We start from the raw sequence: 25,535 nt of genomic DNA on the forward strand, positions 1-25,535 counted from the left end.
GGTGATCAGTGACCCATGCCCAATCCGCCGTCAACGGGGATGACGGCTCCAGTGATGTACGACGCGTCGTCGGAGGCGAGGAAGCGCACCGCGGCGGCGATCTCCCCGGGCTGCGCGTAGCGGCCGAGCGGCACCTGGGACACGATGCCCTTGCGCTGCTCCTCGGTGAGCGCCTGGGTCATGTCGGTGTCGACAAAACCGGGCGCGACGACGTTGAAAGTGATGTTCCGCGAACCGAGCTCACGGGCCAGCGAACGGGCGAAACCGACCAGACCGGCCTTGGACGCGGCGTAGTTGGCCTGTCCGGCCGAGCCGAGGAGACCGACGACGGAGGAGATCAGGACCACGCGGCCCTTCTTGGCGCGCAGCATGCCGCGGTTGGCGCGCTTGACGACCCGGAAGGTGCCCGTGAGGTTGGTGTCGAGTACGGACGTGAAGTCCTCCTCGGACATCCGCATGAGCAACTGGTCCTTGGTGATACCGGCGTTGGCGACCAGTACCTCGACGGGACCGTGCTTCTCCTCGATCTCCTTGTAGGCCTGCTCCACCTGCTCGGCGTCCGTGATGTCGCAGCGGACCGCGAGGCAGCCCGCCTCGGTGAGGACCTGGGGCGGCTCGCCGGAGCGGTAGGTGATCGCGACCTTGTCGCCGTTGTCGGCGAAAGCGCGGGCGATGGCGAGGCCGATGCCCCGGTTTCCTCCGGTGACGAGAACCGAGCGGCTCAACGGATCACCCTTTCCTTGGCGGTCTGGTACATCGAAAACCTATCGGTACCGCGCACCGATCGAGGAATCGGCCTCCGACAGCGCGGTCCCCGAGGTGCTGTGGGGTTCCTACAGTCCGGCCCCGGGGTACCACCGGGCCCGGTGGTACCCCGGGATACCGGAGGTACGGCTCGATATCCCCCGGTGCGGTCACCCTCCGGCGTGGTTCACTGCCGTGGTGTATCGAGAAGGGAATCCCCTGTGCCCCATGAGGTAGATCAGTCGTTCCTCGCCCTGCCGCTGCGCGCCCTCGCCGACGCGGCGCTGGCGCGCGCCCGCGCGCTGGGCTCCGTGCATGCCGACTTCCGTTTCGAACGGGTACGCAGCGCGTCCTGGCGGTTGCGGGACGCCCGGCCCGCCGGGGCGTCGGACAGTACCGATCTCGGGTACGCGGTGCGGGTCGTGCACGGCGGGGCGTGGGGTTTCGCCTCGGGTGTCGACCTCACCATGGACGCGGCGGCGAAGGTGGCCTCGCAGGCCGTCGCCATGGCGAAGCTGTCGGCGAAGGTGATCGCGGCGGCGGGTTCGGACGAGCGCGTGGAACTGGCGGACGAGCCGGTGCACGGTGAGCGGACCTGGGTCTCCGCGTACGACATCGACCCCTTCTCCGTACCGGACGAGGAGAAGGCGGGGCTGCTCGCGGAGTGGAGCGCCGGGCTTCTCGGGGCCGACGGGGTCGCGCATGTCGACGCGTCCCTGATGACCGTCCACGAGAACAAGTTCTACGCGGACACCGCGGGCACCGTCACCACCCAGCAGCGGGTGCGGCTGCACCCCCAGTTCACCGCCGTCGCGGTGGACGGGACGACGGGTGAGTTCGACTCCATGCGGACGATCGCGCCGCCGGTGGGCCGGGGCTGGGAGTACCTCACCGGCACCGGCTGGGACTGGGCCGCGGAGCTGGAGCGGATCCCCGGGCTGCTGGCCGAGAAGATGCGGGCGCCGAGCGTCGAATCGGGGACGTACGACCTGGTCGTCGACCCGTCGAACCTGTGGCTGACGATCCACGAGTCGATCGGCCACGCCACCGAGCTGGACCGCGCGCTGGGGTACGAGGCGGCGTACGCCGGAACCTCGTTCGCCACGTTCGACCAGCTGGGCAAGCTGGCGTACGGCTCCCCCGTGATGAATGTGACGGGCGACCGCACGGCCGAGCACGGGCTCGCGACCATCGGGTACGACGACGAGGGCGTCGAGGCCCAGTCCTGGGACCTGGTCAAGGACGGCACGCTGGTGGGTTACCAGCTGGACCGGCGGATCGCGAAGCTGACGGGTCTGGGCCGGTCGAACGGGTGCGCGTACGCGGACTCGCCGGGCCACGTCCCCGTACAGCGCATGGCGAATGTGTCGCTGGCGCCGGATCCCGGCGGACTGTCCACCGAGGACCTGATCGGCGGGGTGGAGCGCGGGATCTACGTGGTCGGCGACCGCTCCTGGTCGATCGACATGCAGCGATACAATTTTCAGTTCACCGGGCAGCGCTTCTTCCGGATCGAGAACGGCAGGCTCGCCGGTCAGCTGCGCGATGTCGCCTACCAGGCGACGACCACGGACTTCTGGGGCTCGATGGAGAAGGTCGGCGGCCCGCAGACCTACGTCCTGGGCGGCGCGTTCAACTGCGGCAAGGCCCAGCCGGGGCAGGTCGCGGCGGTCTCGCACGGCTGCCCCTCCGCCCTCTTCCGGGGCGTGAACATCCTCAACACGACGCAGGAGGCCGGACGATGAGCCGCGTCAGCAAGCCGTACGAGATCGTCGAGCAGGCCCTGGCCCTGTCCACCGCCGACGGGTGTGTCGTCATCGCGGACGAGAGCTCCTCCGCCAATCTGCGCTGGGCCGGCAACGCGCTGACCACGAACGGCGTGACCCGGGGGCGCTCCCTCACCGTCATCGCCACGGTCGACGGTGCCGAGGGGACGGCCTCCGGTGTGGTGTCCCGGTCCGCCGTCACCGCGGACGACCTGGAGCCGCTCGTACGCGCCGCCGAGGCGGCGGCGCGCGGGGCCGGTCCGGCCGAGGACGCGCAGCTGCTGGTCTCCGGGGTGCCCTCCTCCCCCGACTTCACGGACGCACCGGCCGAGACGGGTTCGGACGTCTTCGCCGACTTCGCCCCGGCGCTCGGCGACGCGTTCGCCCGCGCCCGGTCCGGCGGCCGGGAGCTCTACGGGTTCGCCAGCCATGAGATGAACTCGACGTACCTGGGTACGTCGACGGGGCTGCGGCTGCGCCACGACCAGCCGAACGGGACGCTGGAGCTGAACGCCAAGTCCCCCGACCGGACCCGGTCGGCGTGGGCGGGCCGGGCGACCCGGGACTTCAAGGATGTCGACCCGGCGGCCCTGGACGCGGAACTGGCGCAGCGGCTCCGCTGGGCCGAGCGCCGTATCGAACTGCCCGCCGGGCGGTACGAGACGCTGCTGCCGCCGACCGCCGTGGCCGACCTGCTCATCTACCAGCTCTGGTCGTCCACCGCGCGGGACGCCGCCGAGGGCCGCACGGTCTTCTCCACGCCCGGTGGCGGTACCCGGCTCGGCGAGACGCTGTCGCCGCTGCCGCTGACGCTGCGCAGCGATCCGCACGCGCCGGGGCTGGAGTCGGCGCCGTTCGTGATCGCGCACACCTCCGGGGACAGCGGCTCCGTCTTCGACAACGGGCTGCCGCTGGCGTCGACGGACTGGGTGAAGGACGGCCGGCTGGAGCGGCTGACGACCACCCGGCACACGGCGGGCCTGACCGGGCTGCCGGTCGCCCCGCCCATCGACAACCTGCTGCTCGACGGGGGCGGTGAGCGGTCGCTGGAGGAGATGGTGGCCGCGACGACCGGGCGGGCCCTGCTGCTGACCTGCCTCTGGTACATCCGGGAGGTCGACCCGGCGACGCTGCTGCTGACCGGGCTGACGCGGGACGGCGTCTATCTGGTGGAGGACGGTGAGGTGATCGGCGAGGTGAACAACTTCCGGTTCAACGAGTCGCCGGTCGATCTGCTGTCCCGGGCGTCCGAGGCGGGGCGCACCGAGAAGACGCTGCCGCGCGAGTGGGGCGACTGGTTCACCAGGGCCGCGATGCCCGCCCTGCGCATCCCGGACTTCAATATGAGCTCGGTCAGCCCGGGCGTATGACCCGCCTAGACTGGCACAGAGATCTTCACTCCGATTGATCACGAAGGAGCACCGGAACCGTGACGGACATCGTCGACGAGCTGAAGTGGCGCGGGCTGTTCGCCCAGTCCACTGACGAGGACGCACTGCGCAAGGCTCTCGCGGACGGTCCCGTCACCTTCTATTGCGGCTTCGACCCCACCGCGGCGAGTCTGCACGTCGGGCATCTGGTGCAGGTGCTCACCGTGCGCCGGCTCCAGCAGGCGGGGCACCGTCCGCTCGCTCTGGTGGGAGGGGCCACCGGTCAGATCGGTGACCCCCGTCCCACCGCCGAGCGCACGCTGAACGACCCGGAGACCATCGCCCGGTGGGTGCAGCGGCTGCGGGAGCAGATCGAGCCCTTCCTCGCCTTCGAGGGCCCGAACGCCGCCACGATGGTGAACAACCTGGACTGGACCGCGGGGATGTCCGCGATCGAGTTCCTGCGGGACATCGGCAAGCACTTCCGGGTCAACAAGATGCTCACCAAGGACTCGGTCGCCCGTCGGCTGGAGTCGCAGGAGGGCATCAGCTACACGGAGTTCAGCTACCAACTGCTCCAGGGGATGGACTTCCTGGAGCTCTACCGGCGCCACGGCTGCGTTCTCCAGCAGGGCGGCAGCGACCAGTGGGGCAACCTCACGGCGGGCATCGACCTGATCCACCGGCTGGAGCCGGGTGCCACCGTGCACGCGCTGGCGACGCCGCTGATGGTGAAGGCGGACGGCACCAAGTTCGGCAAGTCCGAGAGCGGCGCCGTCTGGCTCGATCCGGAGATGACGACGCCGTACGCGTTCTACCAGTTCTGGCTGAACGTGGACGACCGGGACATCTCCCGGTACATGCGCATCCTCAGCTTCAGGAGCCGCGAGGAGCTCGAAGAGCTGGAGAAGCTGACCGAGGAGCGGCCGCAGGCCCGTTCGGCACAGCGTGCGCTGGCCGAGGAACTGACCACCCTGGTGCACGGCGGTGCGCAGTGCGCGGCGGTCATCGCGGCGTCGAAGGCGCTCTTCGGCCAGGGTGAGCTGGGCGAACTGGACGAGGCGACGCTGAGTGCGGCGCTCTCCGAGGTGCCGCACGCGCGGGTGACCGAGCTGGGCCCGGTGGTGGACCTTCTGGTGGAGGTCGGCCTGGCGCCGAGCAAGTCGGGGGCCCGCCGCACGGTCAAGGAGGGCGGCGCCTACGTGAACAACGTCAAGGTCACGGACGGCGAAGCCGCTCCGGCCCGTGAGGAACTGCTGCACGGGCGCTGGCTGGTGCTGCGCCGGGGCAAGAAGAACCTGGCGGCTGTCGAGGTCACGGGCGGCTGAGCCCGTAGGACACGCGCACACCACTGCGGCCGGACACGCGTCTCGCGTGTCCGGCCGCAGTGCTCGGTCCCGGTGCTCGGTCCCGGTGCTCGGTCACCGTCGGCGACCGGTGCGGGTCAGGTTCTCTTTCTGCTGCCCCGGATCGACGCCCAGAGCATGTCTCCGACACCGACGACGGCCACGGCGCCGATCAGCTGCAGCACATGACGTGTCCAGTCGATGCCCTTGGTGTCGTTGACACCGATCCAGGTCGCCACGGCGTTGCCGAGGATGCTGCCGATGATGCCGAAGACGGTCGTCAGCCAGAGCGGGATGTTCTGCTTGCCGGGAAGGATCGCCTTGGCGATCAGACCGAGCACCAGACCCACGATGATTGCCCACAACCAGCTCATATCGCCTCCTCGTACGGCGCGGTGCGCGCGTCCGCCCAGTCTTGCCCCCTCCCCCGTACAGCGCATTTCGGACGGGTCCGAACGGGGAGAGGTATACGGGAGCGGTGCGGGGGGATGCGTAGGGGTGGGGTGGTCGCGCCGCGTACGGCACGCCCCGGTCTCGTACCCGGCGGATGCCGGGCGTACCGTGGACGCGGCCCGGTCCTGGGAGTGTCCGGCACAGCGATCCGGTGGTGGGAACATGATGCGCAAGCAGCACGGTGCGGAGGTCTTCCGGATCACGGGGGCGCGTCAGGGCCTGGCCGACGACGTCCGGGGCAGGCAGCGGCGCTATGTGATCTCCATGTCCGTGCGCACGGTGTCGGTGGTGCTGGCTGCGGTGCTGTGGAACGTCGAGCGGCATGTGGCGATCGTGGGGCTCGCGCTGGGGATTCTGCTGCCGTACGTGGCGGTGGTGATCGCCAACGCGGGCCGGGAGAACGCGCCTTCACTGCCGTCGACGTTCGTCTCGGAACCGATGCGGCCCGCTGTCGGAGCGGCCCCTGCGGCGGCGCCGGCATCCGGCCCCGCGGAATCCGGCGTCCAGGACGGCCCGGCCGATGACGCCCGGCAGCCGCACGAGCACAGTTGAGCGGGTAAGGCCGACGGTCGCTCCGAGTCCCCCGAAGCTCAAGAAATCCTCAGATCAATCATGACGTTCCGGTGCACCGCACCCTGGTCCCCATGACATACTTTGTAGGCGCTCCGCATCCCCCGTCGGAGCGACGGACCGACGCCGGGCAGCTCCCCCCGTGGCTGCTCGGCGTCGCCCTTTCTCCGGCAGGGGATGCGTCAGAGGGCCTTTCGTGGCCCTGACTTGCGGTCGATCGCGGCCGTTTAGGGTTGAGCCTGTGAACTTCCCCGAGACTTCCGCCGAGAGCGCCGCCGGCGCACCGCTCTGTTCCGCCAAGGGCTGCCGCGCCGCCGCGGTGTGGGTACTCGCCTGGAACAACCCCAAGCTGCACACCCCCGAGCGCCGCAAGACCTGGCTGGCCTGCGAGGAGCACCGGGAACATCTGTCCTCGTTCCTCGGAGTACGGGGATTCCTCAAGGATGTCGTGACGCTGGAGGAGTGGGAGTCCTCGGCCACCGATCGCTGACACCGGCAACCGGGTGGGCCGGGTCGCCCGCACCAGCCGCCGGTCAGCCGCCGATCGCCGACATGGGCCGGTCGGGCTGGAGGAAGGACGGGTCGTCCAGTCCGGAGCCGGCCTTCTTGCCCCACATCGCGAGCTTCCAGATCCGGGCGATCTCCTCGTCCGGGGCGTCCGAGCGCAGGGCGCCGCGCAGGTCCGTCTCCTCGCGGGCGAAGAGGCAGGTGCGGACCTGACCGTCCGCGGTGAGCCGGGTGCGGTCGCAGGCCCGGCAGAACGGGCGGGTGACAGAGGCGATCACTCCGACGCGGTGCGGGCCGCCGTCCACGGTCCAGCGCTCGGCGGGGGCGGATCCGCGGGCGTCCTCGCCCTCGGCGGTGAGGGCGAAGCGCGTACGCAGCGAGGCGAGGATGTCACCTGCGGTGATCATGCCGTCGCGCTTCCAGCCGTGCTGGGCGTCCAGCGGCATCTGCTCGATGAAGCGGAGCTCGTACCCGTGGTCGACGGCCCAGGCGAGCAGGTCGGGGGCCTCGTCGTCGTTGAGGCCGGGCATCAGGACGGAGTTGACCTTGACCGGGGTGAGTCCGGCTTCACCGGCGGCTTCGAGGCCGTCCAGCACGTCCTGGTGCCGGGCGCGGCGGGTGAGCGTCTTGAAGACGTCGGGGCGCAGGGTGTCGAGCGAGACATTGACCCGGTCCAGACCGGCGGCCTTCAGCGCGGCGGCGGTCCGCTTGAGCCCGATGCCGTTGGTCGTGAGCGACATGCTGGGGCGCGGGGTGAGCGCGGCGCACTGCTCGACGATGGAGACGAGGCCGGGGCGCAGCAGGGGCTCGCCGCCGGTGAAGCGGACTTCGGTGATGCCGAGGGTGGTGACGGCGATGCGGATGAGGCGGACGATCTCGTCGTCGGACAGCAGCTCACTCCTGCCCAGCCACTGCAGGCCCTCTTCCGGCATGCAGTAGGTGCAGCGGAGGTTGCACTTGTCGGTCAGAGAGACGCGCAGATCGGTGGCTACTCGGTCGTAGGTGTCGATGAGCACTGTGGGCCCCCTCCCCCGGTGGTGTCCGTCCGCGGTCGCGGTCTCGGTTGCCGGCTCTTTCGAGACTACGCGAGAGAGCTGACATCGAGCGGGCCCGATTGCCACGAGGTGCGGCGCGGCCGCGTCGTAGGACCCTACGACGCGGCCGGGGCGAGGGGGTGAGCGATCCGCCGAACGCTCCGGGGGGAATTCCGCTCTCAGTGGGCTCCGACGCCGGTGAGGGACTTGACCTCCAGCTCGGCGTACTTGCCCTTGTCGGGCTCTTCCTTGGAGAGCAGCGAGCCGGCCCAGCCGAGCAGGAAGCCCAGCGGGATGGAGATCAGGCCGGGGTTCTCCAGCGGGAACCAGGCGAAGTCGACGCTGGGGAACATGGAGCTGGCCTTGGAGGAGACGACCGGCGAGAAGAGCACCAGCAGCACGGACGAGGCGAGACCTCCGTAGATGGACCAGAGGGCGCCCTGGGTGGTGAAGCGCTTCCAGAACAGGCTGTAGAGGATCGTCGGGAGGTTGGCCGACGCGGCGACCGCGAAGGCCAGGGCGACGAGTCCGGCCACGTTCAGGTCGCGGGCCATCGCGCCGAGGCCGATGGAGACGATGCCGATGGCGACGGTGGCCCACTTGGCGGCGCGGATCTCCTCCTTCTCGGTGGCCTTCCCCTTGCGGATGACGTTGGCGTAGATGTCGTGCGCGAAGGACGAGGAGGAGGCCAGGGTGAGTCCGGCGACGACGGCGAGGATGGTCGCGAAGGCGACGGCGGAGATCACCGCGAGCAGGATGGCACCGCCGGTGGATCCGGAGCCGCCGCCGATCTCCAGGGCGGCGAGCGGGGCGGCGGTGTTTCCGGCCTTGTTCGAGGCGATGATGTCGCCGGGCTTGAGCAGGGCGGCGGCGCCGAAGCCGAGCACGATCGTCATCAGATAGAAGGCGCCGATGATGCCGATCGCCCAGTTCACGGACTTACGGGCGGCCTTCGCGGTGGGGACGGTGTAGAAGCGGATCAGGATGTGCGGCAGGCCCGCGGTACCGAGGACCAGGGCGATCCCGAGCGAGAGGAAGTCCAGCTTCGAGGTGCCGGTGGCACCGTACTTGAGGCCGGGCTCCAGGAACGCCGATCCCTTGCCGCTGTTACTGGCGGCGGTACCGAGTAGGTCGGAGATGTTGAAGTTGAACTTCAGCAGGATCAGGAAGGTGATGAGCAGGGTGCCCGCGATCAGCAGGACGGCCTTGACCATCTGCACCCAGGTGGTGCCCTTCATGCCGCCGATGGTGACGTACACGATCATGAGCAGGCCGACCAGGGCGACGATGGCGATCTTCCCGGCGTCGCTGGTGATGCCGAGCAGCAGCGAGACGAGCACCCCGGCGCCGGCCATCTGTGCCAGCAGGTAGAAGATCGAGACGACGATGGTGGAGGCACCGGCGGCGGTCCTGACGGGGCGCTGGCGCATGCGGTACGCGAGGACGTCGCCCATGGTGTACCGGCCGGAGTTGCGCAGGGGTTCCGCGACCAGGAGCAGGGCGACGAGCCAGGCGACGAGGAAGCCGATGGAGTACAGGAAGCCGTCGTAGCCGAAGAGCGCGATGGCGCCCGCGATGCCGAGGAAGGACGCGGCGGACATGTAGTCGCCGGAGACCGCGAGGCCGTTCTGGAATCCGGTGAACTGACGGCCGCCCGCGTAGAAGTCGGCGGCGCTCTTGGTCTGACGGCCCGCCCACACGGTGATGAAGAGGGTCGCGACGACGAAGACGCCGAACAGGGTGATGATCAGCGTCCGGTGTTCGCCGGCCCCTTCGGCGGCGAGCTGGACAGCGGGATGTGCGACGGCGGCGCTCATGCGTCGGCCTCCATACGGGACTTGATCGCTGCGGCCTTCGGGTCGAGCTTGCGGGCGGCGTGGCGCGAGTACAGCCAGGCGATGAGGAACGTGGTGGCGAACTGGGCGAGCCCGAGGACGAGCGCCATGTTGATGTTTCCGACGACCCGGGTGCTCATGAAGCCGCCCGCGTAGTTGCAGAGCAGTACGTAGAGCAGGTACCAGCTGACGAAGGCGACGGTCAGGGGGAAGGCGAAGGAGCGGTGTGCCCGGCGCAGTTCGGCGAACTCCGCGCTCTCCTGCGCCGCGACGAACGCCTCGGTCGTGGGCTGAACAGGGCTGCCGTCCGTACTTCCTGGGGGCGGCGGTGCATCGGTGGCCACGGAATCTCCTCGCGACGGGGGTGCGGTAGCAGGGGTAGCGGTGCTTTTCACAGGGGAGCCTCGGTGTCGGGGAGGGGCAGTGATGCGACTCCTCTGACAACGGCACGGAGGGGACGACGAAGCGGTTCACCGCCGCTTTCGATGTCTCCGGCTCACCCGTTCGCACGCACCCGAGCCGGTCACTCTTCGAACTCACTTGCCCGTACTCATTGATGCGCCGGGATGATCAGCGATAACTTCACTCGTCATGTACTCGACCGAACACGCCAGGTGTCCGGTCGACTGGCACGGATGATGTGGAGAACCCATGGCTCATCTGGCATCCAGACGGACCCGCGCACTCGCGCTGCCCGTCGGACTCGCGCTCACGGCCACGCTCGGCTTCCTCCCGGCGGCGACGGCCACGGCCGCCCCGGCGGACGAGACGTCGGCGGCCGCCCCGGCCGACGGGCCGAAGCTGTCCTACGTCGTCAACACCAAGGGCGGTCACGGCACCGTCAAGCAGGTGAAGAAGGCGATAGCCAAGGCCGGTGGCACGGTCGTGATCGCCTATGAACAAATAGGTGTCATAGTCGCCCACTCGCAGAACCCGGACTTCGGCAAGACCATCCGGCGGGTCAGGGGCGTCGATTCCGCCGGTGCGACCCGCACCAACCCGATCGTGCCGCAGGCCACCAAGGACGTCGGCGCCGCCGCGCAGCCGCTCACCGCGGCGCAGGCCGAGGCCGCCGCCGCGGACGCGACCGCCGGTCAGGACCCGCTGGAGCCCCTGCAGTGGGACCTGCCCGCCATCAAGGCGGACAAGGCGCACGAGAAGTCGCTCGGCTCCAAGCGGGTCACGGTCGCCGTGATCGACACGGGTGTCGACGACACACACCCGGACCTGGCCCCGAACTTCGACCGCGCGGCCTCGGCCAACTGTGTCTCCGGTGCGCCGGACACCACCGACGGATCCTGGCGTCCGGCGGCGGGCGAGAGCGACCACGGCACGCATGTGGCGGGCACCATAGCCGCGGCGAAGAACGGCGTCGGCGTGACCGGTGTCGCGCCGGGCGTGAAGGTCTCCGGCATCAAGGTCTCGAACCCGGGCGGGTTCTTCTACACCGAGGCCGTCGTCTGCGGCTTCGTCTGGGCCGCCGAGCACGGCGTCGATGTGACCAACAACAGCTACTACACCGACCCGTGGCTGTTCAACTGCAAGAACGACCCGGACCAGGGTGCCCTGGTCGAGGCCGTCGCGCGTGCCTCGAAGTACGCGGAGCGCCGGGGCACGGTCAACGTCGCCGCGGCCGGCAACTCCCAGCACGACCTCGCCGCCGACGAGATCGAGGATGTGACCAGCCCGAACGACACGGAGCCGGTCACCCGGACGATCAACCCGCGTGAGTGCCTCGACATCCCGACGGGGGTGCCGGGTGTCGTGACGGTCTCCGCGACCGGCGCCAAGGGCCTGAAGTCCTCGTACTCCAACTACGGCCGCGGGATCATCGACGTGGCGGCCCCGGGCGGCGACTCGACGGTCTACCAGACCCCCGCCCCGCCCGCCACCAGCGGACTGATCCTGTCCACGCTGCCGGGCGGCAAGTTCGGCTACAAGGCCGGTACGTCCATGGCCTCCCCGCATGTCGCGGGAGTCGCGGCGCTGATCAAGTCGACGCACCCGTACGCCTCGGCGGCCGAGGTCAAGTGGCTGCTGACGCACCAGGCCGACGCCACCGCGTGCGGCGCACCGTACGACTACAACGGTGACGGCAAGATCGACGCGGTCTGCGAGGGCGGCAAGCAGAACAACGGCTTCTACGGAGCCGGAATCGTGGACGCGCTGGACGCGGTCCGCCGCTGACATCGTAGGGGACGAGGAGGGGCCGGAAGCAGGTGCTTCCGGCCCCTTCCGCCGTCCCGATGACGGGGCGGGTACGGCTACGGCTTGATGAGCACCTTCAGGGCCGTGCGCTCGTCCATCGCCTTGTAGCCGCCGGGCACTTCGTCGAGGCCGACGGTCACGTCGAAGACGGGCGAGGGGTCGATCGTGCCGTCCAGCACGTCGGGCAGCAGCTCCGGGATGTACGCGCGTACGGGGGCGACGCCCCCGCGCAGCGCGATGTTCCGGTCGAACATGACGCCGAGGTCCAGACCGGTGCCGCTGCCGTGCGGAACGCCGACGTAGCCGATGGAGCCGCCGTCGCGGACGATGCCGATGGCGGTGCGCATCGACTGCTCGGTTCCGACGGCCTCGATCACGCAGTGGGCGCCCTCGCCGCGGGTCAGCTCCCGTACGGCCGCGAGGGCCGCGTCCCCGCGCTCGGCGACCACGTCGGTGGCACCGAAGGCGCGGGCTATGTCGGTGCGGGCCGTGTGCCGGCCCAGCGCGATGATCCGCTCGGCGCCGAGCCGCTTGGCGGCCATGACCCCGCACAGGCCGACCGCGCCGTCACCGACGACCGCGACGGTGCTGCCGGGGCGCACCTCCGCGCCGACGGCGGCGTGGTGGCCGGTGCCCAGCACGTCGGAGAGGGCGAGCAGGGCGGTGAGGAGCCGGTCGTCGGACGCGGCGGCGGCCGGGAGCTTGACCAGGGTGCCGTCGGCGAACGGCACGCGCACGGCCTCGCCCTGCCCGCCGTCGGAGCCCACGGAGCCCCAGAAGCCGCCCTGCGGGCAGGAGGTGGTGAGGCCCTGTGCGCAGTAGGCGCAGGTGCCGTCGGACCAGACGAACGGGGCGACGACGAGGTCGCCGACGGCGAAGCCGTTGACCCCGGAGCCCGCCTCCTCGACGACGCCGAGGAATTCATGACCGATGCGCTGGCCCGGCTGTCGGGCGGACTCACCGCGGTAGGCCCACAGGTCGCTGCCGCAGATACAGGCCCGCAGGACCCGCAGCACCACGTCGGTGGGCTGCTGAATCGTCGGGTCCGGCACCTCCTGCACCCGGATGTCGTGGGGGGCGTGGATCACGGTGGCGCGCATGCGTGGGGGTCCTTGTTCATCTCATCTGCTGATACTTCGCTCACGGTACGCCCCGGGTCCGGCATCGGTCGCTTTCGCCCCCGATGCGAGGATCCCGACGGTGAGCAGGAGCTGGGCCGCGATGTAGGTGAGCATGACCCAGAAGTCGGGCACGGGCAGCTGCGGCCAGTGGGCGATGCCGGTGGCGATGAGCGCGTCGGAGAGCAGGAAGAGCGCGCCGCCGAGCGCGGCCCGGCGGCCCCGCGTGCCCGCCCGCCAGGCCATGGCGGTGAGCAGCAGGCTGTAGCCGGTCAGCGGGACGCGCAGTTCGGCCGGCAGATCGGGCCAGATCGGTACGAGGAAGGCGGCGAGGACGACCGCGTATCCGAGGGCTGTCGGCAGCGGGGCGCGGGTGCGCCCGAACAGCCACAGGTAGCAGACGTGGCCCGCGGCGAAGGAGCCCATGCCGGCGAGGAAGGCGAGGTCGTGGTCGGGCAGCAGCAGGGTGTCGCCGCCCCAGCCGAAGAGCAGGGCGGCGATGAGCGGCCCGGGGCCGCCGCGGGCCGCGGCGTACGCGGCGAGCAGCGGCATCAGCAGGGGCTTGGCGACGAGGTGGACGGTCCCCGCGTCGGCCAGCAGCCCGGCGAGGTCGACGGCCGCGGCGACGAGGAAGGCGATGAGCAGGGGGCGGGCGAACCGCTGCCCGCGTCCGGGGGCCTCGGCGGTCATCGGGTGGCCTCGGGGGCGGCGGCGCGCTTCGGGGCGGGAACGGAGGCAGAGGCAGAGGCGGAGGGGAGGGTGGAGGGGAGGGTGGAGGCGGACGTGGTGCCCTGGGTGACGGCGGGGACGGTGCCGGGGGCCGACGTGGAGGCAGGTGTGGTGCCGGTGCCGGGTGTGGCGCCGGAGACTGCCGTGGTGCCGGAGACTGCCGTGGCGCCGGAGACTGCCGTGGGCTGCCATCCCGGGCCGCGGAAGATCCGCCCGGCCCGCTCGCCCCAGCTCTCCGCCGCCCGTACGTCGCGGGCGATGGCCGCGTACTCATGGGTCGCGACGCGCAGGGGGTTGTGGGTGGCGATGTTCTTGGTGAGCCCGAAGACGGGCCGCTCCGTCTCGGCGGTGAACGACTTGAAGAGCCGGTCCCAGACGATCAGGATGCCGCCGAAGTTGCGGTCCAGATAGCTGCCCTGCGACGCGTGGTGCACCCGGTGGTGGGAGGGCGTGTTGAGGACGTACTCGAAGGGCCGGGGCAGCTTGTCGATGCGCTCGGTGTGCACCCAGAACTGGTAGACGAGGTTGGCCGACTGGCAGAAGGCGAGCGCAGCCGGGTGCACCCCGCAGGCGATCAGGGGGAGGTAGAACGGCCAGACGGTCGCGGAGGTCCAGGGCTGGCGCAGCGCGGTGGTGAGGTTGAACTTCCGGCTGGAGTGGTGGACCACATGGCAGGCCCAGAGGATCCGGATGACATGGTGGCCGCGGTGGGACCAGTAGTAGAAGAAGTCCTGGGCCAGCAGCATCAGCGGGACCGTCCACCACAGGACGGGCACGCGCAGCGGGGTCAGTTCGTACAGGGCCATGTAGACCGCGACGACGGGCAGCTTCCACAGCAGGTCGAAGCCGATGCTGCCGAGCCCCATGGTGACGCTCGTGGCGGCGTCCTTGGTGTCGTATCCGGCGGCCTCGTCGTCCGGATGGAACCGGTAGCTGACCATCTCGATCACGGCGAGCAGGACGAAGGCCGGTATCGACCACAGCACGACATCGGGCAGGTTCGGCTCCATCCCAGCACCGTAGAGCCGCCGGTCTGCCAGGGCTAGACGTTGTTACCCACAAGTATGCGAGACATGGCGTCAGCAGTATTTGGCACTTTCCACCAATCGTCCCGTCGTAGGATTTCCGGCACGCGCGTCGGCAACGGGGAGGAACGCACGTGTCCGGTACGGAAGTTGCCCTGATTCGGCTGGCCACCACGGTCCTCGGGGCGGTGGCCAAGTCATTGCTGACTCCCAGGCCGGGCGCGGGGCTGGTCACCGATCCGGTCCGCCCGCTCCCCCGCCCGGCGAAGCCCGACCGGCTGGCGAAGGTTCTCGGCGGACGCCTCGCGGAGTCGTACGCCGATCTGCCCGAGCACGAGCGCCTGGCCGCCCTCGCCTCCGTACAGGACACCTTCGCGTCGGCGGGCGAGCTGGGCGCGGAGCGGCTGTTCGCCCTGGAGCTGGAGCCCGACCGGCTGCGTGCGGAGCTGTCGGCCCCCGCCGCCGGGCTCTCGTCGCGCGCGGCCGAACTGTACGAGGAGCTGCTCGGCCGGTGCTGCGCCCATGCCGTGGAACAGCTGACCGCGCACCCCTCGTTCGCGGCACGGGCGGCGGTGGAGCAGGTCCGCGAGGCCGGACGGACCCGGGAGCTGGTGGAGGACGTACGCTCCCGGGTCGGCCCGCGCCCCGATGCGGCGGCGATGGACTTCGAGCGGCGCTACGCGGATTTCGTGGCGACGGCCAACAGCCGGTTGGGACTGTTCGGCCTGACGCTCGGGCGGTCGGCTGGCGAATGGCCGCTGGAGACGGCCTACCTCAGCCTGGCGGTGAGCGGTTACGGTGCCGCGCTCGGCGGCGGCAGCGGCGGCAGCGGCGTCGGCCCGGAACATCCGGAGCGGGTGACGGTCAGGATCGAGCAGGCGCTGGGGCGGACGGACCGGTTGCTGCTGCGCGGTCCGGCGGGTTCGGGCAAGAGCACGCTGGTGCAGTGGCTGGCCCTGAACGCCGCCCGCCGCACGTTCGGCGACGAACTCGCCGAGTGGAACCGCTGTGTGCCGTTCGTGCTGCGGCTGCGCGCCTTCACCGCGCAGGAGACGTTGCCCGCTCCGGAGGACTTCCTGCGCGCGGCGGGCATCCCGCTGCACGGTGCGGCCCCGTCCGGCTGGGTGGACCGGCTGCTGACGGACGGCCGTGCGCTGGTCCTGGTGGACGGGGTCGACGAGGTTCCGCAGCGGCTGCGCAACCGTACGGAGCGCTGGCTCAAGGACCTCATCGCCGCCTACCCGCGGGCCCGCTACGTGGTCACGACCAGGCCGTCGGCGGTGCCCGAAGGATGGCTGTCCGGAGCCGGGTTCGAGGCGCACACGCTGTTGCCGATGGAGCGGGACGACATCCGCGCCTTCGTCGGGCACTGGCACCGGGCCGCCCGTTCGGAGTGCCGGTCGCCGCAGGAGCGCGATGAGCTCGACACGTACGAGAGCTCGCTGCGGCATGCGGTGGGGACCCGGCGCGACCTGGGCCGGCTCGCGACGAACCCGCTGATGTGCGCCCTGCTCTGCGCCCTGAACCGCGACCGCCGGATGCAGCTGCCGAGGGCCCGCAAGGAGCTGTACGACGCGGCGCTGGACATGCTGCTCGTACGCCGCGACTCGGAGCGCGAGATCATCGGCGTCGAGGGCGTGGACCTGACCCGGGAGGAGCAGACGGCACTGCTCCAGCGGCTGGCGTACTGGCTGATCCGCAACGGGCTGGCGGAGGCGGAGCACGGCGAGGTCGTGGGGATGCTCGCGGAGTGGATGGCGTCCATGTCCCAGGTACGGGGCACGCCGGAGCAGGTGTTCGCGCATCTGCTGATCCGCAGCGGTCTGCTCCGCGAACCCGCGCCGGGCGCGGTGGGGTTCGTCCACCGGACGTTCCAGGACTACCTGGGCGCGAAGGCTGCGGTCGAGGCGCGGGACTTCGGGGTGCTGGTGCGTCACGCGCACGACGACCAGTGGGACGACGTGGTGCAGATGGCGGTGGGGCACGCGCGGGTGGAGGAACGGGGGCGGCTGCTACGGCAGTTGCTGAAGCGGGCCGACCAGGTCCGCAGGCACCGCCACCGGCTGGTGCTGCTGGCGGCGGCGAGCCTGGCGCACGCGCCGGAGCTGGACCCGGCGGTACGGGCGGAGGTCGAGCGCAGAACGTCGGAGCTGCTCCCGCCCCGGACTCCGCAGGAGGCGGAGGAGCTGGCGAAGGTCGGGGAGCTGGTCCTCGAACTGCTGCCGGGGCCGGAGGAGGTGGAGGATGAGTACGCGGCGGGATTCGTGGTGCGGACGGCGGCCCTGATCGGGGGCGACGCGGCGTACGGCATGGTGAAGCGGTACCGGGACGACCCGCGGGAGTGGGTCGCGCAGGAGCTGGGCGACGGCTGGAGCGCCTTCGACACCGAGACCTACGCCCGGGAGGTACTGGCGGCGCGCACCTGGGACGAGGTCCATCTCCCCGTGGCGACCGACGAGCAGATGACGGCCGCCCTGCGGTACGTCCCCGAGGCCCGGAACATGCGGCTTCAGGGCGACCACGAAGACCTGTCACCGCTGCTCTTCCGACAGGGAATGAATCGGCTCTTCGTCTACGCCAACGAGACGCTCACCGACCTCGGCCCGCTCGCCTCGATGCGTTCGCTCACCGAGCTGGGCCTGAGCCTGTGCCCCGCCGTGCGCGACCTGAACCCCTTGGCCGCGCTTCCGCTGAGCTGGCTCTCGCTGGTCGGACTGCACCCGGATGTGCCGACGGCCCAACTGGAGCCGCTCGCCGAGATCCGCCGGCTGCATCTCGATCACCGGTTCCCGGTCGCCGGTGTCGGCGAACTTCCTCTCGGTCCTCACCTGCGGTCCTTGTCCTTGGGCAAGGAAACGGACGGCATGAGCCTGGACGGCCTGGACCGGTGGCCCGACCTTGACGAGCTCGGTCTCTACAGCCGGGGGCACTGTCTGGAACTTGGCCGCGCCGCCCTGGGGCGGCGGCTCACCCGGCTCGACATCCACTTCCAGGACTCACTGGATCTGGCGGAACTCGCCGAGCTGTCCTCACTGGAAACCCTGACGCTCAGAGGCTGTTCACTGTCCTCGGCCGGGCTGGCACCGCTGCGTGACCTCACCGCGCTGATGGAGCTGCACCTCTACCTGGACCCCTCCCATGCCCCCATCGACCTCAGTCCGCTCGTGAGTCTCGACGGGCTCACGATCAGAACCGGCCGCGGTGTCCCGGTCCTCGGCACGGAACTCTTCACGCAGGAGCGCATCGTCCATCTCCCCTGAGCACGGCCCGGACAGCCCTCAGGCCCCCACCGCCCCCAGCAACGCCCCCGCCCCGTACGTCACTCCCATGGCCACCGCTCCCCCGCACATGTTGCGCAGCACCGCCGGGCCGGGGGCCGCGTCGCCGAGGCGGGCGCTCCACCAGCCGGTCAGGGCGAGCGCCACCAGCACGGACGCCACCGTGACCGGGAGCCGGAGCGAGGAGGGCGGCAGCACCATCGCCAGCAGGGGCAGCAGGGCGCCCACGGTGAACGCCAGGAAGCTCGCGCCCGCCGCGTGCCAGGGGTTCGTCAGGTCGTCCGGGTCGATGCCCAGCTCGACCTCCGCGTGGGCGCGCAGCGCGTCGCGCTCGGTGAGCTGGACCGCGGCCTCGCGGGCGACCTTCTCGCTCAGCCCCTTGCCCTGCAACAGGCCCGTGAGCTCGACGAGTTCGGCCTCGGGGGTCTCCTGGAGCTCCCGTTTCTCGGTGGCCAGCGCCGCCTTCTCCGAGTCGCGCTGGGTGGAGACCGAGACGTACTCGCCCGCCGCCATGGACATGGACCCGGCCAGCAGTCCGGCCAGGCCCGCGGTGAGGAGCGCGCCGCGGTCGCCGGTTGCTCCGGCGACGCCGACGACGAGTCCCGCGGTGGAGACCACACCGTCGTTGGCGCCGAGGACCGCGGCCCGGAGCCAGTTCAGCCGGGAGCCGCGTACATTGCCGTGGGGTTCGTGGTGAACCTGTCCGTCCGTCACCCGGGGAGGGTCTCATTCACGTGCTCCGGCCCCGGTCCGACCCGCCCGGGGCCGCCGGTCGCGGAGACGGCCGAATAGGGGACTGTCAGTCGCGGCCCGTATTCTCTGTGACCATGCTCGACGACCGCCAGATTGCAGCGCCGTGGCCGACCGCCTACCCACAGGGGTACGCGGTCGTCGACGTGGAGACGACCGGACTCGCCCGAGACGACCGGATAGTGTCCGCTGCTGTCTACCGTCTCGACGCCCAGGGCAACGTCGAGGACCACTGGTACACCCTGGTCAATCCGGAGCGGGACCCGGGTCCCGTCTGGATCCACGGTCTGACCAGCGAGGTGCTGGAGGGCGCACCGCTCTTCCCGGAGGTCGCGGCCGCGCTCTCCGAACGGCTCGCGGACCGGGTGCTCGTCGCGCACAACGCGGCCTTCGACTGGTCGATGCTCGCCCGGGAGTACGCCCGCGCCGCGGTCGTCGCGCCCGTCGAGCAGCGGCTGTGCACGATCGCGCTCGCCAAGGAGCTGCGGCTGCCGCTGCCCAACCACAAGCTGTCCTCGCTCGCCGCCCACTTCGGCGTCGTGCAGCAGCACGCCCACCACGCCCTGGACGACGCCCGGGTGCTGGCCGAGGCGTTCCGGCCGAGTCTGCACGCCGCCGCCCGTGACGGGGTGCGGCTGCCGTTGCTGGAGTGCCGCCCGCTGACCGAGTGGTCCGATTCCCCGGTCACCCCGCGCATCGGGTATCAGGCTTCGTACCAGCAGAACAGCTGGCGGCCCTCGCGCAAGAGGCCGGCCTGCCCGTATCCCAATCCGGGGCGGTACGAGAAGGACAAGCCCCTCCGGCAGGGCATGCGGGTGGCGTTCTCCGGGGACACCTCGATCGACCGCGAGCTGCTGGAGGACCGCGCCGTGGAGGCCGGGCTGCATGTGGCGACCAGTGTGTCGCGGCTGACCAGCCTGCTGGTCACCAACGACCCCGACGCGGCGACGTCCAAGACGCTGAAGGCGAAGTCGTTCGGCACACCGGTGCTGGAGGAGAGCGCCTTCACCCATCTGCTGCGCGACGTCGCCCCCGCCTCCCCGGCCGCCTCTCCGTCCGTTCCCCCGCCCGCTTCTCCGGGCGCGACGGCGCCCGCGCCCGCACCGTCATCGGAGTGAACCGGGCGCGACTCGCCCGGCATCCGCTCGCCCGCCGTCGCCCCGCGTCCCACCCTGTGGCGCATGGCACGTTGTGAGGTCTGCGGAAACGATTACGGGATGTCCTTCGAGGTGCACGCGCAGGGCGCGGTGCATGTCTTCGACTGCTTCTCCTGCGCCATTCACCGCATGGCGCCCATCTGTGAGCACTGCCGGGTCCAGGTCATCGGCCAGGGCGTGGAGGTCGACGGTCACTGGTACTGCGGGGGCCACTGCGCCCGTGCCGAAGGGAAGGCGGGCATCGTGGACAAAGCATGACGGAACGTTCCTCCCTGGGGCCGCTCCGGCCCCACCCCTGAGTGCCGCACCCCATGACCCCGGTTGTACGGTCATGGGGTGTACCGCTTCCTGTTGACCCGGCAGTGGGTGATTCTCACCCTCCTCACGCTCGTCCTGATTCCCACCATGGTCGAGCTGGGTTTCTGGCAGCTGCACCGGCACCAGCACCGGGTCGCGCAGAACTCCCTGATCTCGCAGAACCTGAAGGCGGATCCGGTCCCGGTCGCCCGGATCACCTCTCCGGGACACACCGTTCCGCGCGCCGACTACTGGCGCGCGGTCACCGCCACGGGGACGTTCGACACCGCGCACGAAGTCGTCGTACGGCGCCGCACCTCGGACGACGACCGGATCGGCTTCCACGTCCTGACCCCGCTGGACCTCAAGGGCGGCGGCACCGTCCTGGTCAACCGCGGCTGGATCCCCACCGCCGCGAGCCAGCAGACATTCCCGAAGGTCCCGGCCGCGCCCAGGGGCGAGGTGACCGTCGCCGGCCGGCTCAAGGCCGACGAGACGACGGGCAGCAGCGGCATCAAGGACCTGGCCGGCCTGCCGGACCGCCAGGTGATGCTGATCAACAGCTCCCAGCAGTCCCAGCTGCTCTCCCGGCCGGTCCTCGGCGGGTACATCGAGCAGACCTCGCCCGAGCCGACCGACGGCACGCCCGAGCCGATCGCCTCCCCCGACGACAGCTCCATCGGCCCGCACATGGCGTACGCGGTCCAGTGGTGGCTGTTCGCCGCCGGGGTCCCGGTCGGCTGGGTGATTCTCGTACGCCGGGAGAAGCGCGACCGTCTGGAGGCCGTGAAGCAGGCCGCCGCGCAGGACGAAGCGGCCGAGCAGCCCGAGCCCGCGACCGCTTGGAAGGCCGCGGAAACCACCTCGCGCACCTACCGGTCTGCTTAGCCGGGCGCAGGTCAGGGAACACGCCAGAGCGTGACTCCACGTATCGAGGACTACGCCCTCATCGGCGATCTCCAGACCGCGGCCCTGGTCGGCAGGAACGGTTCCATCGACTGGCTCTGCCTGCCCCGCTTCGACTCCGGCGCCTGCTTCGCGGCGCTGCTCGGCGATGAGGACAACGGCCACTGGCGCATCGCCCCCAAGGGCACGGACAGCACGGACACCTGCACCCGGCGCGGCTATCTGGGTGACTCGCTCGTGCTGGAGACGTACTGGGAGACCCGGACCGGCACGGTCAAGGTCATCGACTTCATGCCGCAGCGCGACAAGGCGCCCGACGTCATTCGGATCATCGAGGGGGTGAGCGGCAGTGTCGACATGCGCTCCGTCCTGCGGCTGCGCTTCGACTTCGGTTCGGTCGTGCCCTGGATGCGCCGCTCGCACGGCCACCGGGTGGCGGTCGCGGGTCCCGACTCCGTCTGGCTGCGCAGCGAGCCGCCGGTCAAGACGTGGGGGCAGCAGTTCAGCACCTGCTCCTCGTTCACGGTCGCCGAGGGCGAGTCGGTGTCCTTCGTCCTCACCTGGCACCCCTCGCACTCGCCGCGCCCGAAACTGGTCGACCCGCACAAGGCGCTGAAGCACGCCCTGGCCGACTGGGCGAAGTGGTCGGCGAAATGCACGTACCAGGGCAAGTACCGCGACGCCGTGCTCCGCTCGCTGATCACCCTGAAGGCCCTCACCTACGGACCGACCGGCGGCATCGTGGCGGCCCCGACCACCTCACTGCCGGAGGAGATCGGCGGCGTACGGAACTGGGACTACCGCTTCTGCTGGCTGCGGGACGCCACGCTGACCCTCGGCGCCCTGCTGTCCGCCGGCTATGTGAAGGAGGCGTCGGCCTGGCGGGACTGGCTGCTGCGGGCCGTCGCCGGGGACCCCGCCGACCTCCAGATCATGTACGGCCTGGCGGGCGAGCGCAGGCTCCCGGAGACGGAGTTGCCGTGGCTGGCCGGGTACGAGAACTCCCGGCCGGTCCGCACCGGCAACGCGGCGGTCCGGCAGCGGCAGCTCGATGTGTACGGCGAGGTCATCGACTCGCTCCGGCTGGCCCGGGAGGCGGGCCTCGACGACAAGCCGCACGCCTGGAGTCTTCAGCTCAGCCTCCTGGGCTTCCTGGAGTCCACCTGGCGCGAGCCGGACGAGGGGCTGTGGGAGATCCGCGGGGAACGCCGCCACTTCGTGCACTCCAAGGTGATGGCCTGGGTCGCCGCCGACCGCGCGGTGCGCACCCTGGAGGAGAACCCCAGCCTGCCGGGCGACGCGGAGCGGTGGCGGGCGATGCGGTCCGCCGTGCACGCCGAGGTCTGTGCCGAGGGGTACGACCCCGAACGCAACACCTTCACCCAGTCCTACGGTTCGCGCGAGCTGGACGCCGCGACCCTCCTGATCGTCCGGACGGGATTCCTGCCGCCGGACGATCCCCGGGTCATCGGCACCGTCGACGCGGTACGCAAGGAGCTGGGCCGCGACGGCCTGGTCCGCCGCTACAGCACCGACGGCACCTCCGTCGACGGACTGCCCGGTGACGAAGGGGCCTTCATCGTCTGCTCGTTCTGGCTGGCCGACGCGCTGCGCGGGACCGGGCGGGCGGCCGAGGCCGAGGAGCTGTTCGAGCGGCTGCTGGAGCTCCGCAACGACGTGGGGCTGCTGGCCGAGGAGTACGACCAGGTCGCGCGGCGCCAGCTGGGCAACTTCCCGCAGGCCTTCAGCCACATCGGACTGGTGAACAGCGCTGTCGCCCTCACCGCCGACGACGCGGCAGGATAGGGCCATGGATCTTGGACTGAAGGACCGTGTCTACATCGTCACCGGCGCCACCCGTGGGCTGGGCAACGCCACGGCGCGTGCCCTGACCGCCGACGGGGCGAAGGTGATCATCAGCGGCCGGGACGAGAAGGGGGCCGCGGAGGCCGCCGCCGAACTGGGGCCGGACGCCGTGGGGGTCGCCGCGGACAACGCCGACCCGAGCGCGGCGCAGCGTCTGGTGGACACGGCGACGGAACGGTTCGGCCGTCTGGACGGCATCCTCATCAGCGTCGGCGGTCCGGCGCCCGGCTTCCTCGCGGACAACACGGACGACCAGTGGCAGACGGCCTTCGAGTCGGTGTTCCTGGGGGCCGTGCGGCTCGCCCGGACGACGGCCGCCACGCTCGGCGAGGGCGGCGTCATCGGCTTCGTGCTCTCCGGCTCGGTCCATGAGCCGATCGCCGGGCTGACCATCTCCAACGGGCTGCGCCCCGGCCTGGCCGGCTTCGCCAAGTCCCTGGCCGACGAACTGGGCCCGCGCGGCATCCGCGTCATCGGGGTGCTGCCCGCGCTGATCGACACGGACCGGGTACGCGAACTGGACGCGCTGTCCGGCGACGCGGAGGCTGCCCGTACGGCCAAGGAGGCCCGCATCCCGCTGCGCCGCTACGGGACGCCGGAGGAGTTCGGGAAGACCGCGGCCTTCCTGCTCTCCCCCGCCGCGTCCTATCTCACGGGCATCATGGTGCCGGTCGACGGCGGCTCACGGCACGGGTTCTGAGAGCGGGCCCGGACCCGTCCGAAGGGGCCCCGTGCCGGGCGCGAAGGCCCCCGCGAAGGGCCGTCAGGACACCCGTTCCGCACGGTGCTTGACGGCCTTCAGCCGTACCTCGGCGGGCAGTTCGGCCAGACCTGCCGATTCCCTGGCGTGGGCCAGCGCCTCGTCGGACAGGACCCGCAGCGTCTGTTCCGGGGCCGCGTGCGGCTCCATCAGCAGCCGGACCCTGGTCCGGGGCGCGGTGCGCCGGCCGAGCAGCGCGACCTGGGCGCGGGCCACCCCGTCCAGGGCGCCCGCCTCGTCGGAGAGCACGCCCTCCAGCGCCCGGCCCCGCAGCACCGCGCCCTCGCCGTCGCCGCTGTCGACCAGCACCTCCGAGAGGCGGGCGCGCCGCAGCTGGGCGAGCAGCCACCACAGGGCGAGGACGACCAGGACGGCGAGGACCGCGATGACGGTCGGCCACCACCAGCCGTCGTCCCGCCAGCGGTCCCGGTCGGCCTCGCTGAGCAGCACGTCGTGCTTTGCGTCCCACGGCCACCAGGAGGGCAGCGACGCGCCGAGGCCGACGGCGAGCACGGCGCCGCCCACGATGATCAGCAGGAGCCCGGCAAGGCCCAGCAGTACCCGGTTGACGGTCCTGAGCACGCCGTTCACCCCTTCTTCGTCGGACGGCGGACCTGGACGGACAGACTCGGCTGCCTGGCCAGGCCCAGTTCCTTGATACCCGCCCCCAACGCGGCGTCCAGGTCCGTCCGTACGTCGTCGAGTTCCCGGAAGTGGGACACCGCGCGCACGGCCGCCTTGCCACGTCCCATCCGGACCCGAACGGACTGCACCCCGGACACCTCCACGGCCCGGTCGCGCAGGACCAGGGCGGCCGCGGTCCGGTCGAGTGCGGCCCGTACACCGGCACGGTCACGGCGCATCGGCAGCAGATCGCGCAGTCCGGGGGTGAGGGCGAGCAGGATCAGCCAGAGGCCGAGGGCGGCCGCGATACCGGCCCCGACCAGCACCCAGACGTTGTCCAGCGGCCGTTCCGCCAGATCGTCGGCGAGTGAGCGCCGCCATTGCATCGCCGGGTGGTCGGCCCGTACCGCGGCGATGTCGTAGAGCAGCAGACCGGCGCCGCCCAGGACCACCAGGGCGAGCAGGGCCGCGGGAATCCGGCGTGCCGACCAGAACCGGCCCGCCCTGCCTCCGCCCTTCTCCGGTGCGGGTGCCGGGTCGTGGGCGGCGGACGAGCCCGCGCTCCCGTCCGGTTCGCGCACGTCCGTGTCGCTCCGCGGGCCGGTCGCGGGCAGCCGCTGGGTGCTGCCCGTCGGCTCATGAGGTTCGGTCATCGGATCCTCCCCTGTGCCGCGGCGCTCGATCCGGCGGGGTGCAGTCGCTCGATCTGCACCGTCACTTCGGGCACTTCCATCCCCGCCAAGGTCTTCACCCGCTCGCTGACACGGCGACGCACCGCGCCGCACTGGCGGCCGAGGTCGCTGGGGTAGCCGAGCTCCAGACTGACCCGTACCCGGGCGGAGTCCCGGTGAACGGTGACCGTGGCGCGCGGCGACGAGCCCTCCTCGGGCGGCTCGTCGACCGCTTCCTTCGCCGCCTGCGCGGCGATCTTCGCGACGACCCGGTCGGCGATCCGGGTCTGCCCGCGTTCGGCGGCGGCGACCCCGCCGGTCACCGCCGTCACCGTCGCCGGTCGCCGCGCTCGCGACTCCGGAAGAAGTCGCCGGGCTCCAGGTCACCGTCCAGGAAGCGGCCGGCGATGAAGCCGACCGCGCCCAGCGCGGCCACCAGTAGGAAGGCACCGAACCCGCCGAAGTACCCGGCGAATCCCAGCGCCATGCCGGCCAACAGGCCGACCACAGCCATGCTCATC

Annotated in this window: 25 protein-coding genes; 12 read left to right on the forward strand and 13 right to left on the reverse strand. The window is 71.1% G+C overall.

The features are described from left to right. Positions 1-5 precede the first annotated feature (5 nt). Entirely contained in the window at positions 6-725 is a 720-nt protein-coding gene (gene fabG / locus A6A29_RS12795; protein ID WP_073720182.1) for a 3-oxoacyl-[acyl-carrier-protein] reductase, read from the reverse strand. A 240-nt stretch (positions 726-965) separates the two neighbouring features. Here fabG and A6A29_RS12800 point away from each other — a divergent pair, with 240 nt between their 5' ends. The 3 genes from A6A29_RS12800 to tyrS are packed head-to-tail and all read left to right on the forward strand — an operon-like array spanning position 966 to position 5,208. Then, positions 966-2,489 carry a TldD/PmbA family protein gene (locus tag A6A29_RS12800; RefSeq protein WP_073720183.1) on the forward strand — a complete coding sequence of 508 codons (1,524 nt, stop codon included), beginning with the start codon at positions 966-968 and terminating at the stop codon, positions 2,487-2,489. Continuing rightward, positions 2,486-3,880 carry a metallopeptidase TldD-related protein gene (locus A6A29_RS12805; protein ID WP_073720184.1) on the forward strand — a complete coding sequence of 465 codons (1,395 nt, stop codon included), beginning with the start codon at positions 2,486-2,488 and terminating at the stop codon, positions 3,878-3,880. The genes A6A29_RS12800 and A6A29_RS12805 overlap by 4 nt, the downstream gene beginning before the upstream one ends. A gap of 59 nt (positions 3,881-3,939) precedes the next feature. Then, positions 3,940-5,208: a tyrosine--tRNA ligase gene (gene tyrS / locus A6A29_RS12810; protein ID WP_073720185.1), complete on the forward strand. Its 1,269-nt coding sequence runs from the start codon at positions 3,940-3,942 to the stop codon at positions 5,206-5,208. A 116-nt stretch (positions 5,209-5,324) separates the two neighbouring features. Here the strand turns inward: tyrS and A6A29_RS12815 are convergent, their stop codons facing one another. Continuing rightward, positions 5,325-5,600 carry a GlsB/YeaQ/YmgE family stress response membrane protein gene (locus A6A29_RS12815; protein ID WP_073720186.1) on the reverse strand — a complete coding sequence of 92 codons (276 nt, stop codon included), beginning with the start codon at positions 5,598-5,600 and terminating at the stop codon, positions 5,325-5,327. A gap of 244 nt (positions 5,601-5,844) precedes the next feature. Here A6A29_RS12815 and A6A29_RS12820 point away from each other — a divergent pair, with 244 nt between their 5' ends. After that, positions 5,845-6,231 carry a DUF3099 domain-containing protein gene (locus A6A29_RS12820; protein WP_079182733.1) on the forward strand — a complete coding sequence of 129 codons (387 nt, stop codon included), beginning with the start codon at positions 5,845-5,847 and terminating at the stop codon, positions 6,229-6,231. A gap of 259 nt (positions 6,232-6,490) precedes the next feature. Beyond that, positions 6,491-6,739, forward strand: coding sequence for a hypothetical protein (locus A6A29_RS12825; protein WP_073720188.1), 249 nt, complete (start codon positions 6,491-6,493; stop codon positions 6,737-6,739). A 43-nt stretch (positions 6,740-6,782) separates the two neighbouring features. Here A6A29_RS12825 and moaA read toward each other — a convergent pair whose 3' ends face one another. From moaA to A6A29_RS12840, 3 genes are all read right to left on the reverse strand, one after another. Continuing rightward, entirely contained in the window at positions 6,783-7,772 is a 990-nt protein-coding gene (moaA, locus tag A6A29_RS12830) for a GTP 3',8-cyclase MoaA (protein ID WP_107468205.1), read from the reverse strand. 197 nt (positions 7,773-7,969) lie between these two features. Beyond that, positions 7,970-9,607, reverse strand: coding sequence for a solute symporter family protein (locus tag A6A29_RS12835; protein ID WP_073720189.1), 1,638 nt, complete (start codon positions 9,605-9,607; stop codon positions 7,970-7,972). Continuing rightward, the gene (locus A6A29_RS12840; RefSeq protein ID WP_073720190.1) at positions 9,604-9,969 is read right to left on the reverse strand and encodes a DUF485 domain-containing protein; all 366 of its coding nucleotides are present in this window, start codon (positions 9,967-9,969) and stop codon (positions 9,604-9,606) included. The genes A6A29_RS12835 and A6A29_RS12840 overlap by 4 nt, the downstream gene beginning before the upstream one ends. Before the next feature lie 307 nt (positions 9,970-10,276). Here A6A29_RS12840 and A6A29_RS12845 point away from each other — a divergent pair, with 307 nt between their 5' ends. After that, positions 10,277-11,812, forward strand: a complete 1,536-nt coding sequence (locus A6A29_RS12845) for a S8 family peptidase (RefSeq protein ID WP_073720191.1) — start codon at positions 10,277-10,279, stop codon at positions 11,810-11,812. Positions 11,813-11,889: 77 nt separating this feature from the next. Here the strand turns inward: A6A29_RS12845 and A6A29_RS12850 are convergent, their stop codons facing one another. From A6A29_RS12850 to A6A29_RS12860, 3 genes are read right to left on the reverse strand one after another with little or no spacing between them, the layout of a single operon-like run. Next, positions 11,890-12,933 (reverse strand): zinc-dependent alcohol dehydrogenase family protein, encoded by a 1,044-nt coding sequence (locus A6A29_RS12850; protein WP_073720192.1) that lies wholly within the window; start codon positions 12,931-12,933, stop codon positions 11,890-11,892. Positions 12,934-12,954: 21 nt separating this feature from the next. Next, complete coding sequence (locus A6A29_RS12855) at positions 12,955-13,641, reverse strand: lysoplasmalogenase (RefSeq protein WP_073720193.1); 687 nt, start codon at positions 13,639-13,641, stop codon at positions 12,955-12,957. Further along, on the reverse strand, positions 13,638-14,690 hold the full coding sequence (locus A6A29_RS12860) for a sterol desaturase family protein (RefSeq protein WP_073720194.1): 1,053 nt from the start codon (positions 14,688-14,690) through the stop codon (positions 13,638-13,640). The genes A6A29_RS12855 and A6A29_RS12860 overlap by 4 nt, the downstream gene beginning before the upstream one ends. A 149-nt stretch (positions 14,691-14,839) precedes the next feature. Between A6A29_RS12860 and A6A29_RS12865 the strand changes: the two genes are divergently transcribed. After that, positions 14,840-17,965 carry an NACHT domain-containing protein gene (locus A6A29_RS12865; RefSeq protein WP_073720195.1) on the forward strand — a complete coding sequence of 1,042 codons (3,126 nt, stop codon included), beginning with the start codon at positions 14,840-14,842 and terminating at the stop codon, positions 17,963-17,965. A gap of 18 nt (positions 17,966-17,983) precedes the next feature. Here the strand turns inward: A6A29_RS12865 and A6A29_RS12870 are convergent, their stop codons facing one another. After that, positions 17,984-18,697, reverse strand: coding sequence for a VIT1/CCC1 transporter family protein (locus tag A6A29_RS12870; protein WP_073720196.1), 714 nt, complete (start codon positions 18,695-18,697; stop codon positions 17,984-17,986). A 107-nt stretch (positions 18,698-18,804) separates the two neighbouring features. On the opposite strand from A6A29_RS12870, the gene A6A29_RS12875 reads away from it, so the two are divergent. From A6A29_RS12875 to A6A29_RS12895, 5 genes are all read left to right on the forward strand, one after another. Further along, positions 18,805-19,851 carry a DEDDh family exonuclease gene (locus A6A29_RS12875; protein WP_073720197.1) on the forward strand — a complete coding sequence of 349 codons (1,047 nt, stop codon included), beginning with the start codon at positions 18,805-18,807 and terminating at the stop codon, positions 19,849-19,851. Positions 19,852-19,914: 63 nt separating this feature from the next. Continuing rightward, positions 19,915-20,148: a hypothetical protein gene (locus tag A6A29_RS12880; RefSeq protein WP_073720198.1), complete on the forward strand. Its 234-nt coding sequence runs from the start codon at positions 19,915-19,917 to the stop codon at positions 20,146-20,148. A 78-nt stretch (positions 20,149-20,226) separates the two neighbouring features. Then, positions 20,227-21,075 (forward strand): SURF1 family cytochrome oxidase biogenesis protein, encoded by an 849-nt coding sequence (locus A6A29_RS12885; RefSeq protein WP_073720199.1) that lies wholly within the window; start codon positions 20,227-20,229, stop codon positions 21,073-21,075. A gap of 30 nt (positions 21,076-21,105) precedes the next feature. Continuing rightward, positions 21,106-22,899, forward strand: a complete 1,794-nt coding sequence (locus A6A29_RS12890) for a glycoside hydrolase family 15 protein (RefSeq protein ID WP_073720200.1) — start codon at positions 21,106-21,108, stop codon at positions 22,897-22,899. Between the two features lie 4 nt (positions 22,900-22,903). After that, positions 22,904-23,659 carry an SDR family oxidoreductase gene (locus A6A29_RS12895; protein WP_073720201.1) on the forward strand — a complete coding sequence of 252 codons (756 nt, stop codon included), beginning with the start codon at positions 22,904-22,906 and terminating at the stop codon, positions 23,657-23,659. Positions 23,660-23,722: 63 nt separating this feature from the next. Here the strand turns inward: A6A29_RS12895 and amaP are convergent, their stop codons facing one another. Genes amaP through A6A29_RS12915 form a run of 4 tightly spaced genes read right to left on the reverse strand, consistent with a single transcriptional unit; the run spans position 23,723 to position 25,534 of the window. Next, on the reverse strand, positions 23,723-24,301 hold the full coding sequence (amaP, locus tag A6A29_RS12900) for an alkaline shock response membrane anchor protein AmaP (RefSeq protein ID WP_385730955.1): 579 nt from the start codon (positions 24,299-24,301) through the stop codon (positions 23,723-23,725). A 5-nt stretch (positions 24,302-24,306) separates the two neighbouring features. After that, on the reverse strand, positions 24,307-24,996 hold the full coding sequence (locus A6A29_RS12905) for a DUF6286 domain-containing protein (protein ID WP_073720203.1): 690 nt from the start codon (positions 24,994-24,996) through the stop codon (positions 24,307-24,309). After that, positions 24,993-25,346 (reverse strand): Asp23/Gls24 family envelope stress response protein, encoded by a 354-nt coding sequence (locus A6A29_RS12910; protein ID WP_073720204.1) that lies wholly within the window; start codon positions 25,344-25,346, stop codon positions 24,993-24,995. The genes A6A29_RS12905 and A6A29_RS12910 overlap by 4 nt, the downstream gene beginning before the upstream one ends. After that, positions 25,343-25,534, reverse strand: coding sequence for a hypothetical protein (locus A6A29_RS12915; RefSeq protein ID WP_073720205.1), 192 nt, complete (start codon positions 25,532-25,534; stop codon positions 25,343-25,345). Before A6A29_RS12915 ends, A6A29_RS12910 begins: the two co-directional genes overlap by 4 nt. Position 25,535: the final 1 nt, after the last annotated feature.

Origin of the sequence: Streptomyces sp. TSRI0281, assembly GCF_001905125.1 — a bacterium.
Classification (GTDB): Bacteria; Actinomycetota; Actinomycetes; order Streptomycetales; family Streptomycetaceae; genus Streptomyces.

What these genes read in the sequence shown, in the direction of transcription:
- A6A29_RS12805 (WP_073720184.1), top strand. Translation starts at nt 2,486, where the DNA reads ATGAGCCGCGTCAGCAAGCCGTACGAGATCGTCGAGCAGGCCCTGGCC.
- A6A29_RS12815 (WP_073720186.1), bottom strand. Translation starts at nt 5,600, where the DNA reads ATGAGCTGGTTGTGGGCAATCATCGTGGGTCTGGTGCTCGGTCTGATC.
- A6A29_RS12820 (WP_079182733.1), top strand. Translation starts at nt 5,845, where the DNA reads ATGCGCAAGCAGCACGGTGCGGAGGTCTTCCGGATCACGGGGGCGCGT.
- A6A29_RS12835 (WP_073720189.1), bottom strand. Translation starts at nt 9,607, where the DNA reads ATGAGCGCCGCCGTCGCACATCCCGCTGTCCAGCTCGCCGCCGAAGGG.
- A6A29_RS12845 (WP_073720191.1), top strand. Translation starts at nt 10,277, where the DNA reads ATGGCTCATCTGGCATCCAGACGGACCCGCGCACTCGCGCTGCCCGTC.
- A6A29_RS12850 (WP_073720192.1), bottom strand. Translation starts at nt 12,933, where the DNA reads ATGCGCGCCACCGTGATCCACGCCCCCCACGACATCCGGGTGCAGGAG.
- A6A29_RS12855 (WP_073720193.1), bottom strand. Translation starts at nt 13,641, where the DNA reads ATGACCGCCGAGGCCCCCGGACGCGGGCAGCGGTTCGCCCGCCCCCTG.
- A6A29_RS12860 (WP_073720194.1), bottom strand. Translation starts at nt 14,690, where the DNA reads ATGGAGCCGAACCTGCCCGATGTCGTGCTGTGGTCGATACCGGCCTTC.
- A6A29_RS12880 (WP_073720198.1), top strand. Translation starts at nt 19,915, where the DNA reads ATGGCACGTTGTGAGGTCTGCGGAAACGATTACGGGATGTCCTTCGAG.
- A6A29_RS12895 (WP_073720201.1), top strand. Translation starts at nt 22,904, where the DNA reads ATGGATCTTGGACTGAAGGACCGTGTCTACATCGTCACCGGCGCCACC.
- A6A29_RS12905 (WP_073720203.1), bottom strand. Translation starts at nt 24,996, where the DNA reads ATGACCGAACCTCATGAGCCGACGGGCAGCACCCAGCGGCTGCCCGCG.
- A6A29_RS12915 (WP_073720205.1), bottom strand. Translation starts at nt 25,534, where the DNA reads ATGAGCATGGCTGTGGTCGGCCTGTTGGCCGGCATGGCGCTGGGATTC.